Genomic DNA, 11,334 nt, shown 5'->3' with positions numbered 1-11,334 from the left:
AACCGGGGTACCCGCCCCCGCCGACCCCGCCCGCCGGTCCTACCGAGCGGCTGGCCGCCCAGCCCGGCGACGACGCGACGGCCGGGAAGAGGAAGCGCCGCTTCGGCCGCGACCCGGTCTCCGTCCTGCTCATCTTCATCATCGTGTTCGCGTTGATCATCGCCGCGCTCATCGGGGCCGAACTGTACGTGCGCCACGTCGCGGACTCCAAGGTCGCCCAAGCGGTGGCCTGTGAGGTCAAGGATCAGGCCACCGCGTCCTTCGGCGTGACGCCCTTGATGCTATGGCAACAGGCGACCAAGCACTACACCAACATCTCGGTGCAGACGGCCGGCAACAACATCCGCGACGCCAAGGGCATGAAACTCTCGATCAACATCAACGACGTCCGCCTCAAGGACACGGGCAACTCGAAGGGCACCATCGGCGCACTGGACGCCACCATCAGCTGGACCAGTGACGGCATCAAGCAATCGGTACAGAACGCCATCCCGGTGCTGGGCCCGTTCGTCACCAACACGGTGACAACGCACCCCGCCGACGGAACGGTCGAGTTGAAGGGCATGCTGGACAACATCACGGCCAAGCCGGTGGTGTCGGGCACCGGGTTGCAGCTGCAGATCGTCAGTTTCAACGCGCTCGGCTTCACCATGCCCAGGGAGTCCGTCCAGTCGACGCTGGACGACTTCACCTCGAACCTGACCAAGAACTACCCGCTGGGCATCCACGCCGACAGCGTGCAGGTCACGGATGACGGTGTGACAAGCCACTTCTCGACGCGCAACGCCACCATCCCCGCCGGCAACGACAACGACCCCTGCTTCGCCAACCTGTGACGGCGAGCGCGTAGCCGGACGGCTCAGCCCAGGCCGTCGAGCACTGCCCGGGTTCCCGACAGCCCCAGCCGGGTGGCGCCGGCATCCAGCATCACGAGCGCGTCCGCGGCGGAGCGGATGCCACCGCTGGCCTTCACCCCGAGGCGTCCCCCGACCGTCTCGGCCATCAGGGCGACCGCGCGCACGGATGCGCCGCCGGCCGGATGGAACCCAGTCGACGTCTTGACGAAGTCGGCTCCGGCCTCTTCGGCGGCGCGGCACACCCGCACCAGGGTGGCCTCGCCGGCCAGGGTCAACAGCGCCGCCGACTCCACGATCACCTTGAGCACGGCGCCGCCGATCGCGCCGCGCACGGCAAGGACATCCGAGCGCACCGCGTCGATCTCACCGGACAGCGCCGCCCCCACGTCGATGACCATGTCGATCTCGGTGGCACCGGAGGCGACGGCCAGGGCCGCCTCATGCGCCTTCACCGCCGCCAGGTGCTTGCCCGAGGGGAAACCCGCCACGCTGGCCACCCGCACGCCGGTGCCGGCCCGCACCGCGACGGGAACCATCGACGGCGAGACGCATACCGCGTAGACGCCCAGTTCGACCGCTTCGGCGACCAGGGCGGCCACCTCGGCGTCGGTTGCTTCGGGTTTGAGCAGCGTGTGGTCGACGAACGCCGCCAACTGCGCTCGGCTGGGTCGGGTTGCCATCAGAAGGATTCTTCCGGACCGCCGGGATTGCAGCCGGAGGCGACCATCTCGGCGTCGTCGACGACCGGTCGCCACGGCTCCAGATTCCAACTGACCTTGCCGGGCTGGGTGAATTCGGCGAATTGCCAATGGCAGAGGAACTGCGCGCGCATGCCGACGGTGTCAGCGTTCGGGGAGGCGGCGAGCACCTCGGCCCAGGCCTCCTCGCCGAGGGCCGTGGTCGCGGGGATTCTCGAGGCGGCCCGGCCGGCCGCCGACGGGAAGACCCGCAGGCTGCTTCGGCCCTGCCACTGCGCCCACTGGGCGCGGTCGATATACGGCGGGGCCGGCGCGGTGGGTTCCGCCGCGCCGCTGCCGGGGTCGGGCGCGCCAACGGCGGGCGGCACCGCACAACACACGGCGACAAGCACCGCGACCGGCGCCGTCAGCACGGGCTTCATTCCGCTAGCGCGACTTACCTTGAATCTCAAGCAATTTGGGCCGCACGTCGACGAGGTACACACCGGCGGCACAGGCCGCGATCGCCATACCGAGCACATTGAAGACCGGGTACAAAACCGTGCATAGCGCGATGGCCCCTCCGAGGATCAGCAGCCACACCGGCTTGGTCAGTTTCTCGGCGGCGGTATAGGCGTCGGACCGCTGCAGCGCGGCGTGCACGAACGCATACACCGCCGTGATCAAAACGGCGACTACCAAAACCCACAAGACGGTATATACGACGGGAGGCACGCCCTAAGCGTATGCGGGCACCCGCCAAAACGTCGACTCCGAGTCACCCGAAGGCGACTCGGAGCCGAACGTCGAAGTGTCGTGATTATTTCTGGGTAACCTTCTTGGCGGTCGCCTTCTTGGCCGGGGCCTTCTTGGCCGGAGCCTTCTTGGCCGGGGCCTTCTTGGCCGGCGCGTTCACGGCCTTCTGGGCCTTCTTGGTGACCGCTTCGGTCTTGCCGGGCAGCTCGATGCCGACCAGCTTAGCGGCGCGCTCGCCGACCGCGCGGGTCTGCGAAGCGACGGTGCCCAGGGCTTCCTGCGTCAGCTCGACGGCCTGGTCGACGTAGCCCTCGGCGCGGGCGGAGGCGTCGTCGAACGCGGTCTGGTTACGCAGCCGCTGCAGGGCCGCCTCGCCGCGCTCGACCAGTTCGTTGTACCGGTTGGTCGCCGCCTCGAGGTAGCCCTCGGCGGCTCTGCGCAGCTCCTCGGTGGTGAACTTGTCGCGCAGCTCGGTGAACTGCTCGGGCAGGTCCTCCTGCAGCTTGGTCAGCCGAGCCCGGCGCTCTTCGACCCGGGTGCGGGTCTCGGCGCGGGTCTCCTCGGCGCGCTCCCGCAGGCCGGCGATGAGGTCGTTGACGGTGGCCAGGGCCAGATCGGCCGCGCCCAGGGCTGCGAGCAGCGGGGCCCGCAAGTCTTCGATGTTCGTGTTTTCCGCCATGGTCTTTCCTTTCATGCTGTGTTCGCCATCGGCGTTGTTCGGTGTTCTTAGCTGTCTGGTCGAGAAGTTAGGTGTAAACGTCTCCTTCGCAACTGGGGCCGCCAGTGCCGGGGCGATTCGTCCAGCAACTCGGCTGGGGAACCCGTAGGTGCTTCCCGTTGGGTAACCGCGACGGCCGGTCGTCTATACATCACCAACCCGCTACCGCGATGTGCAAAGCCCGCTTCCTGGTGCAAACCCCAGCACAGATGGTGACGGTGCCGGATCGAACGGGTTGATCACTCGCTGTCGGATTCGGTCGGACACTCCTCTGGGATCGATTCGTTTTGCTGGGTGAACGTCGAATAGATGTCGAGCAGAATTTGCTTTTGGCGCTCGGTGATCGCAGTGTCGGTGACGATCGCGTCCCGTACCTGACTTTTGTCGCTGGGCTCGAGAATCCCGGCGCGCACATAGAGAACCTCGGCGGAAACCCGGAGGGCCTTCGCGATCTGGTTCAGGACATCGGCGGAGGGCTTGCGCAATCCACGCTCCACCTGGCTCAAATATGGATTGCTGACCCCGGACTTTTCGGCGAGTTGGCGCACCGACACCTGCGCGAGTTCCCGCTGGCTGCGGATGAAACTGCCGATGTCGGAGGCTACTTCGGAGGCAGCATTGGACACCTTGGCGGAGAGCTTCTCCTCGGGCGTCATGGCGTGCTCCTGGTCGGATGGATCTTGACGCGAATCAGGTTACTACAAGTGCTTGCTATTGCAAGCACTTGTTAGCACTGCTAGAAATCCGCTAGATCAGTAGTTGGGCGACGGCATAGATCGCCAAACCCGCCAACGACCCGACGACGGTGCCGTTGATCCGGATAAATTGCAGGTCACGGCCCACGTGCAGTTCGATGCGCCGACTGGCCTCCTCGGCGTCCCAGCGCTCGATCGTGTCGGTGATGATCGCTGTGATCTCCACCCCATACTGCGAGACCAGATGCTGGGCCGCCCGCACCAGCCAGTTATCGACCTTGTCGCGCAGTTCCGCATCGTCGCGCAGCGATTCCCCGATGCGCACCACGGTGTCGGCGATCCGGGTGCGCAGCGTGCTGGACGGGTCGTCCACACCCTCGAGCACCAGCCGTTTCAGCGTCTTCCACGCGGTGGCTGCGGCGTTGGCGATCTCGTCGCGCGCCATCAGCTGCTCCTTGATCGCGTCGGCGCGCGCGATTGTGTCCGGGTCGTGCTGCAGATCGTCGGCGAAGTCGAACAAAAAGCGGGTGGCCGAGCGGCGCAGCTCGTGGTCGGGGTTGCGGCGCACCTTGTCGGTGAAGTCCATCAGCTCGCGGTGGATGCGGTCGCCGACGAGATGGTCGACGAAGCGCGGCGACCAGGCCGGTGAGTCACGCTCGACCACCCGCTGGATGACCTCGCCGGCCTTCAGCGACCACTGGAAGGCCCGGTCGGCCAGCAACTGGATCAACGCCTCCTGCCGGTGCTCGGCCAGCAGCGTCGCGAGCACGCGACCGACCGGTGGGCCCCACTGCGGTTCTGCGATGCGGCGCACGATCATCCGGTCGATCACCTGCTGGACGTCCTCGTCGCGCAGCAGTTCCACCAGCACCCGCAGCACCGTGGCCGTCTCGCTGGCCACCCGTTCGGCGTGGGCGGCCTCCGAGAGCCACTTACCGAGCCTGCCGGACACCTGGGCGTCGCGCAGCTTGGCTTCCACTACCTCCGGCGACAGGAAGTTCTCCCGCACGAACGTGCCCAGGCCCTCGCCCAGTTGGTCCTTCTTGCGCTTGATGATCGCGGTGTGCGGGATGGGAATGCCCAGCGGGTGCCGGAACAGCGCGGTCACCGCGAACCAGTCCGCCAGGGCGCCCACCATCCCGGCCTCGGCGGCGGCGCCGACGTATCCCACCCAGGCCCCCAGGCTGGCGTGCGCCTGGGCCCACCGGCAGGCGAGGAACACGCCGGTGGCACCGATCAGAAAACTCAGTGCCACCATCTTCATCCGGCGCAGCGCCACCCGGCGCTGCGCGTCGGCCTCGGGATCGGCGCCGGCAAAGGACTCGGCCAACGATGCGCGAACCGCGTTCGCGGCGGTCACGGGCGTCGCCGAAACCGGCCTCGCCATCGGCGGGCCGGACGCTTCGCCTCGCACCGAGGCTCGATGTGCCATCACTCCATCATCTATCTTTCCCGCGGATTGGTGTGGCGACACCGTTCGCGACGTGCACCCACCCCCCGGCCACGACGCGAAACCGGCCCCCTCACGCCGTAAGATCAGGGGCGTCTAGGGGATGGGATTTAGGCGACGGTGGCAGAGCAAATGACGGCTGTGAGCGTCAAAATGGATGGGCGCAAGCGGCGCTGGCATCAACACAAAGTGGAGCGTCGTAACGAACTGGTCGACGGCACGATCGACGCGATTCGCCGATTGGGTGGCGCGCTGAGCATGGATGAGATCGCCGCAGAGATCGGGGTTTCCAAAACGGTGCTGTACCGCTATTTCGTCGATAAGAACGACCTGACGACGGCCGTGATGATGCGGTTCACCCAAACCACCCTGATTCCCAATATGGCCGCCGCGCTGACGTCCAACCTCGACGGCTTCGACTTGGCGCGCGAGATCATCCGCGTGTACGTCGAAACCGTCGCGAACGAACCCGAGCCGTACCGATTCGTGATGGCCAACAGCTCGGCCAGCAAGAGCAAGGTCCTTGCCGACTCCGAGCGGATCATCGCCCGCATGCTGGCGGTGATGATGCGCCGCCGGATGCAACAGGCCGGGATGGACACCGGCGGCGCGGAACCATGGGCGTACCTGATCGTCGGCGGGGTGCAGCTGGCCACCCACTCCTGGATGTCCAACCCGCGGATGAGCCGCGACGAGTTGATCGACTACCTGACCATGCTGAGCTGGAATGCCCTCAAGGGAATCGTCGAGGTCGGTGGATCGCTGGAGAAATTTCGCGAGGAGCCCCACCCGTCGCCGATCGTGCCGCCCCGCGGGCTCGAAGGCGTGCCCGGCCGCTGAAGCGGCGCGAGTTTTGTGAATCAAACCCGTTCCGTGAGGCTAAGACGCGCCGTGGCAGGGCGACTTGAACAGCCGCGGGTATTAGCATGCTGGGGAGTATCGGGGGATCAACCGGGCCGTCGTTTGGCTGTCTACCCCTGTCCCCCGCGTTTCAGAAAGGCTCGTATCGACATGTCCGTGCAGCTCACGCCGCATTTTGGTAACGTGCAAGCCCACTACGACCTGTCGGACGACTTCTTTCGGCTGTTCCTGGATCCCACGCAGACCTACAGCTGCGCCTACTTCGAGCGCGATGACATGACGCTCGAAGAGGCGCAGATCGCAAAGATCGATCTGGCGCTCGGCAAGCTGAAGCTCGAGCCCGGGATGACGCTGCTGGACATCGGTTGCGGCTGGGGGGCCACCCTGCGGCGAGCCATCGAGAAATACGACGTCAACGTCGTCGGCCTCACGCTGTCGGAGAACCAGGCCGAGCACGTGCAGAGGTCCTTCGATCAGATGGACACCCCCCGCACCCGTCGGGTGCTGCTGGAGGGCTGGGAGAAGTTCCACGAGCCGGTGGATCGCATCGTGTCGATCGGCGCGTTCGAACACTTCGGCCGGCAACGCTACGGCCGTTTCTTCAAGATGGCCTACCAAGGGCTGCCGCCCGGCGGAGTGATGTTGCTGCACACCATCGTTCGGCCGCCGTTCAAGGATGCCCGGGCCCAGGGCCTGAAACTGACCCACGAAATTGTCCAGTTCTCGCGGTTCATTTTGGCCGAGATCTTCCCCGGCGGCTGGCTGCCGACGCCTCACACCGTCGGCGAGTACGGGGTGACGGTGGGCTTCGACTTGACCCGGGTCCAGTCGCTGCGGCTGCACTACGCCAGGACCTTGGACCTGTGGGCCGAGGCTCTCGAGGCGAATCGCGAGCAGGCGATTGCCCTACAGTCCCAAGAGGTCTACGACCGATACATGAAGTACCTGACCGGCTGCGCGAAGCTGTTCCGCGAGGGCTACACCGACGTCAATCAGTTCACGCTGGAGAAGTAGCAGGGGGCCGCCTGCCTTACTTGACCAACGTGAATTGCCCCACATTCGTGACACCCTTGCGGAAGAAGTTCTCGCACCCAGTCAGGTAGTGCATGTACTTGTCGTAGACCTCTTCGGATTGCAGGGCGATCGCCTTCTCCTTGTTGGCTTCGAGGTTGGCCGCCCAAATGTTGAGGGTCCGCGCGTAATGCTGCTGCAGCAACTGTACCCGCTCGATCGTGAAGCCCGCCGCCGCGCCGAATTTGAAAATGTCCTCCTGCGCCGGCAGCTGTCCACCCGGGAAGATCTCCTGGCCGATGAATCGCGCAAATCGGATATCGCTCATGGTGATGGGAACACCGCGCTCGTGCTGCTGTTTCTGCGTGTAGGTCAAGATCGTGTGCAAGAGCATCCGGCCGTGGTCGGGAAGGATCTCGTAGGCGCGATCGAAAAATGCGGAGTAGCGCTCCATCTTGAAAGCTTCGAAGGCGCCGATCGTGACTATCCGGTCGACCTTGTCTTCGAACTCTTCCCAGCCCTGCAGGCGCACCTCGATGTTGCGGCTGGTCGGCAATCCGGCCAGCTTGTGCTTGCTGTAGTCGAATTGATTGCGGCTCAGCGTGATCCCGATGACATTGACGTCATACTGCTCGACGGCCCGCTTCAGCGCGCCGCCCCAGCCGCAACCGACGTCCAGCAGCGTCATCCCTGGCTCGAGGTTCAGTCTTCCCAGCGCTAGGTCGAACTTCGCGATTTGAGCCTCTTCGAGGGTCATGTCATCGCGCTCGAAGTAGGCGCACGTGTAGCCCATCGTCGCATCTAGGAACAGCGCGAAAAATTCATTCGAAACGTCATAGATGGATTGCGATTCCTCGTAAAACGGTTCCAATTCCGTCATGCTCGCTGCAAGCCTTTCGAGTCGTCAGGTTGCTCAGTAGGAGTGAAAGCCCTGACCCGTCTTCTTGCCGAGCCGGCCCGCCTCCACCATGCGCAGCAACAGCGGTGGCGGAGCGTACTGCGGTTCCTTGAACTCCTCGAACATCTTGTCCGCGATCAGCTTCAAGGTGTCGAGGCCCACCAGGTCGGACAGTCGCAGCGGGCCCATGGGGTGCGACAACCCGGCCACCACGGCCTTATCGACGTCTTCGACGGTGGCAAAACCGGCTTCCACCATGCGGATTGCCGACAACAGGTACGGCACCAGCAGCGCGTTCACCACGAAGCCGGACCGGTCGGAGCAGCGCACCACCTGCTTGCCCAGGACCGCGCTCGCGAATTCCTCGGTGCGCGCGGCGGCGGCTTCGTCGGTGACCAGCGTGCTCACCAATTCGACCAGCGGCAGCACCGGCACGGGGTTGAAGAAGTGCAGCCCCAGCACGCGTTGCGGGTTCTTGGTGGCCGCCGCGATCTTCATGATCGGGATGCTGGAGGTGTTGGAGGCCAGCACCGCGTCGGGATCGGTGATGACTTGATCGAGCTCGGCGAACACCTGCGCCTTGACGGCGTCGTCTTCGATGATCGCCTCGATGACCAGTTGGCGGTCCGCGAGGTCCTTCAAGTCCGTGGTGAAGGTGAGCTTGCTCAGCGCCCGGTCGCGTTCGCGCTCGGTCACCTTGCCGGCGCTGACGCCGCGTTCCAGCGATTTCACGATGCGGTTGCGGCCGGCCGTAACGAGGGCCTCGGTGGTCTCGAACACCGTCACGTCGACACCGGCGCGGACCGAGACCTCCGCGATGCCGGACCCCATCTGGCCGGCCCCGACCACCCCTACGCTCTGAATCGTTGCGTCACTCACTTGATTTTCTCCGGTTCTCTCCGGTAACCCGTATCGTTCTGCACCGCAATAGGCCCCGCCCAGGATCAGCTGGGGGGGGCCTACGCTACTTCATCTCATTCTCAGTGAAACTGACCCTCTTCGGTGGAGCCGGTCAGCGCGGTGGTCGACGAGCTCGGGTCCACCGTGGTGGCGATGCGGTCGAAGTAACCCGCACCGACCTCGCGCTGGTGCTTGGTGGCGGTGTAGCCACGCTCCTCGGCGGCGAACTCGCGCTCCTGCAGCTCGACGTACGCGCTCATCTGGTTGCGGGCGTAGCCGTAGGCCAGATCGAACATCGAGTAGTTCAAGGCGTGGAAGCCGGCCAGCGTGATGAACTGGAACTTGAAGCCCATTGCGGCAAGCTCTTTTTGGAACTTCGCGATGGTGGAGTCGTCCAGGTGCTTGCGCCAGTTGAACGACGGCGAGCAGTTGTACGCCAGCATCTGGTCGGGGAACTCGGCCTTGACGCCCTCGGCGAACTTGGCGGCCAGCTCGAGGTCCGGAGTACCGGTCTCCATCCAGATCAGGTCGGAGAACGGCGCGTAGGCCTTGGCCCGGGCGATGCACGGCTCGAGGCCGTTGCGGACCCGGTAGAAGCCCTCCTTGGTGCGCTCGCCGGTGATGAACGGCTGGTCGCGCTCGTCGACGTCGGAGGTGATCAGCGTGGCGGCCTCGGCGTCGGTGCGGGCGATGACCACGGTCGGGACGTCGCACACGTCGGCGGCCAGGCGGGCCGAGGTCAGGGTCCGGATGTGCTGTTGGGTCGGGATCAGCACCTTGCCACCCAGGTGACCGCACTTCTTCTCCGATGCCAGCTGGTCCTCCCAGTGCGATCCCGCCACGCCGGCGGCGATCATGGCCTTCTGCAGCTCGTAGACGTTGAGCGCGCCGCCGAAACCGGCCTCACCGTCGGCGACGATCGGCGCCAGCCAGTTCTCCACCGAGGTGTCGCCCTCGACCTTGGCGATCTCGTCGGCGCGCAGCAGCGCGTTGTTGATCCGGCGCACCACCTGCGGCACCGAGTTGGCCGGGTACAGGCTCTGGTCGGGGTAGGTGTGGCCGGACAGGTTCGCGTCACCGGCGACCTGCCAACCCGACAGGTAGATGGCCTTGAGGCCGGCGCGCACCTGCTGCACGGCCATGTTGCCGGTGAGGGCGCCCAGCGCGTTGATGTACTCCAGGTCGTGCAACTGCTCCCACAGCACCTCGGCGCCGCGACGGGCCAGGGTGGCCTCCTCGACTACGCTGCCTTGCAGGGCGACGACGTCCTCGGCCGTGTAGGTCCGGGTGACACCCTTCCAACGCGGGTTGATGTCCCAGTCCTTCTGGATCTGTTCGGCGCTCTTGGGGGTGCCAACGACAGACATTCGGCATGCTCCTTCACGGTCTTCACTGCTTGAGTTGCGGACGCCTCACCGGCGGTAGCTAGCGGCTCAACTTCGCTGGTGTGCTAACTCGAAGATGGCACAGCGCATACGGGCCGGTCCACCCGTTTTAGTTGCCAATTAAAGCAACGGGACCGGCCGATTTTGCGAAGGTTGTTAAGTCGCGAACAAACTTAACCGTTTCAGAAGCTACCCGCGAGTAACCCTAAACCCGCAGGTCACCCAGCAATTTAACCGGGACGCTTGTCCTGTTAGCGAGCAAAGATCGCAGCGACGGCCTTCGCCTCGTCACCGACGGCATATGTGAGCGTTGTAACAGTGCGATCGGCCAGCTCCGGGCCGAATTGCTCGGTCGATCCGGGCGGGTACACGTGCGAAATGATGTCCAGCTTGTCGCCCAGCGCCACCGGCGCCTCGTGCTCGATGGTGACGCGCAACGGCGTCTGCATCAGCTCCAAATGTGACGCCAGGTAGTCCTCGATCACGCTCCAGTACACGGAGTTGTTCATGTGGTCGAACAGGTCGATGTCGGTGACCCGGACCGGAAACTCGTGAATCTCGGCCGCGTCGTCGCGGCTGCCCGGCTTCAGATACGACTTCCACCGCAGCCGGTCGATTGAGGTGGTCTTGTGCAGGCCGGCCAGGAAGTCGTCGGCGATGCGCGAGGGCATCTGGGTTTCGCGGTTGATGTTGATCCAGAAGGCCTCGGACTCGATGAGCCCACCCTTGCGGCCATCGATGCGAACCCGCATCTCGCACCACCGGTTAGAGGTGCCCGAACACCACCGGCGCAGGCGCAGCATGTCGTTGAACTCGATCGGGCGGACCAGGTCGAGCATGGTGCGCCGGACAATCCACAGCGGATGGGTCTCCTCGAAGCCCATCTCGCGCAGCTGGTCCTGGCCGATGTCCTGGATGTGGCGGGCGGCCGCGTCCAGGCGCAGCCGGCCCGTGCGGTCGATGTCGCCGACCCGCAACGGCCACTGGCGGTCGAAAACGTCAGGGTGACCGTCGGGCACCGGCATCAGTTGTTTATCCAGACTCACCGCGTCGCTCCCCGTGTCCTCTTCCTCCTGTGGTAACCCCAGGCTAAGGCCTGTGGCCCCGGTCGAATCATGCCAACGAG

The 11,334-nt window shown here is 65.1% G+C and carries 13 protein-coding genes; 3 read left to right on the top strand and 10 right to left on the bottom strand.

What is annotated here, in order from left to right; all coding sequences use genetic code 11:
• Window positions 1-836 (top strand): LmeA family phospholipid-binding protein (locus tag BST14_RS20040; protein WP_083066121.1); only part of this gene is annotated, 836 nt, incomplete at its 5' end.
• A gap of 23 nt (window positions 837-859) precedes the next feature.
• Here the strand turns inward: BST14_RS20040 and deoC are convergent.
• The 6 genes from deoC to BST14_RS20010 all read right to left on the bottom strand — a co-directional run bounded on the left by deoC (window position 860) and on the right by BST14_RS20010 (window position 5,138).
• Window positions 860-1,537 carry a deoxyribose-phosphate aldolase gene (gene deoC / locus BST14_RS20035; protein WP_083066120.1) on the bottom strand — a complete coding sequence of 226 codons (678 nt, stop codon included), beginning with the start codon at window positions 1,535-1,537 and terminating at the stop codon, window positions 860-862.
• Complete coding sequence (locus BST14_RS20030) at window positions 1,537-1,977, bottom strand: DUF2599 domain-containing protein (protein WP_083066119.1); 441 nt, start codon at window positions 1,975-1,977, stop codon at window positions 1,537-1,539. Before BST14_RS20030 ends, deoC begins: the two co-directional genes overlap by 1 nt.
• Window positions 1,978-1,981: 4 nt before the next feature.
• Window positions 1,982-2,269 carry a DUF2516 family protein gene (locus BST14_RS20025; protein WP_211280771.1) on the bottom strand — a complete coding sequence of 96 codons (288 nt, stop codon included), beginning with the start codon at window positions 2,267-2,269 and terminating at the stop codon, window positions 1,982-1,984.
• An 85-nt stretch (window positions 2,270-2,354) separates the two neighbouring features.
• On the bottom strand, window positions 2,355-2,969 hold the full coding sequence (gene hbhA / locus BST14_RS20020) for a heparin-binding hemagglutinin HbhA (protein ID WP_083066123.1): 615 nt from the start codon (window positions 2,967-2,969) through the stop codon (window positions 2,355-2,357).
• A gap of 278 nt (window positions 2,970-3,247) precedes the next feature.
• Entirely contained in the window at window positions 3,248-3,664 is a 417-nt protein-coding gene (locus tag BST14_RS20015; RefSeq protein WP_083066118.1) for a helix-turn-helix domain-containing protein, read from the bottom strand.
• 91 nt (window positions 3,665-3,755) lie between these two features.
• On the bottom strand, window positions 3,756-5,138 hold the full coding sequence (locus tag BST14_RS20010; RefSeq protein ID WP_438502191.1) for a DUF445 domain-containing protein: 1,383 nt from the start codon (window positions 5,136-5,138) through the stop codon (window positions 3,756-3,758).
• 135 nt (window positions 5,139-5,273) lie between these two features.
• Between BST14_RS20010 and BST14_RS20005 the strand changes: the two genes are divergently transcribed.
• Both BST14_RS20005 and pcaA read left to right on the top strand, forming a co-directional pair.
• Window positions 5,274-5,993: a TetR/AcrR family transcriptional regulator gene (locus BST14_RS20005; RefSeq protein ID WP_083066116.1), complete on the top strand. Its 720-nt coding sequence runs from the start codon at window positions 5,274-5,276 to the stop codon at window positions 5,991-5,993.
• A 171-nt stretch (window positions 5,994-6,164) separates the two neighbouring features.
• Window positions 6,165-7,028, top strand: a complete 864-nt coding sequence (gene pcaA / locus BST14_RS20000) for a cyclopropane mycolic acid synthase PcaA (RefSeq protein ID WP_083066115.1) — start codon at window positions 6,165-6,167, stop codon at window positions 7,026-7,028.
• Window positions 7,029-7,044: 16 nt separating this feature from the next.
• Here pcaA and BST14_RS19995 read toward each other — a convergent pair whose 3' ends face one another.
• The 4 genes from BST14_RS19995 to BST14_RS19980 all read right to left on the bottom strand — a co-directional run bounded on the left by BST14_RS19995 (window position 7,045) and on the right by BST14_RS19980 (window position 11,254).
• A complete protein-coding gene (locus BST14_RS19995) occupies window positions 7,045-7,905 on the bottom strand; it encodes a cyclopropane mycolic acid synthase family methyltransferase (protein ID WP_083066114.1) in 861 nt (286 codons plus the stop codon).
• A 33-nt stretch (window positions 7,906-7,938) separates the two neighbouring features.
• Complete coding sequence (locus BST14_RS19990; protein ID WP_083066113.1) at window positions 7,939-8,802, bottom strand: 3-hydroxybutyryl-CoA dehydrogenase; 864 nt, start codon at window positions 8,800-8,802, stop codon at window positions 7,939-7,941.
• Between the two features lie 101 nt (window positions 8,803-8,903).
• Window positions 8,904-10,190, bottom strand: a complete 1,287-nt coding sequence (gene aceA, locus BST14_RS19985; RefSeq protein ID WP_083066112.1) for an isocitrate lyase — start codon at window positions 10,188-10,190, stop codon at window positions 8,904-8,906.
• A 269-nt stretch (window positions 10,191-10,459) separates the two neighbouring features.
• The gene (locus BST14_RS19980; RefSeq protein WP_083066111.1) at window positions 10,460-11,254 is read right to left on the bottom strand and encodes an acyl-[acyl-carrier-protein] thioesterase; all 795 of its coding nucleotides are present in this window, start codon (window positions 11,252-11,254) and stop codon (window positions 10,460-10,462) included.
• Window positions 11,255-11,334 lie beyond the last annotated feature (80 nt).

The organism is Mycobacterium arosiense ATCC BAA-1401 = DSM 45069, from assembly GCF_002086125.1.
GTDB lineage: Bacteria > Actinomycetota > Actinomycetes > Mycobacteriales > Mycobacteriaceae > Mycobacterium > Mycobacterium arosiense.
Note: the sequence above shows the minus strand (reverse complement) of the source record. Positions and strands in the feature narration are given on the sequence as shown.

Bases quoted from the DNA above. Each gene is read 5' to 3' on its own strand.
- aceA (WP_083066112.1), bottom strand. From the start codon at position 10,190: ATGTCTGTCGTTGGCACCCCCAAGAGCGCCGAACAGATCCAGAAGGAC.
- BST14_RS19995 (WP_083066114.1), bottom strand. From the start codon at position 7,905: ATGACGGAATTGGAACCGTTTTACGAGGAATCGCAATCCATCTATGAC.
- pcaA (WP_083066115.1), top strand. From the start codon at position 6,165: ATGTCCGTGCAGCTCACGCCGCATTTTGGTAACGTGCAAGCCCACTAC.
- BST14_RS20030 (WP_083066119.1), bottom strand. From the start codon at position 1,977: ATGAAGCCCGTGCTGACGGCGCCGGTCGCGGTGCTTGTCGCCGTGTGT.
- deoC (WP_083066120.1), bottom strand. From the start codon at position 1,537: ATGGCAACCCGACCCAGCCGAGCGCAGTTGGCGGCGTTCGTCGACCAC.
- BST14_RS20015 (WP_083066118.1), bottom strand. From the start codon at position 3,664: ATGACGCCCGAGGAGAAGCTCTCCGCCAAGGTGTCCAATGCTGCCTCC.
- hbhA (WP_083066123.1), bottom strand. From the start codon at position 2,969: ATGGCGGAAAACACGAACATCGAAGACTTGCGGGCCCCGCTGCTCGCA.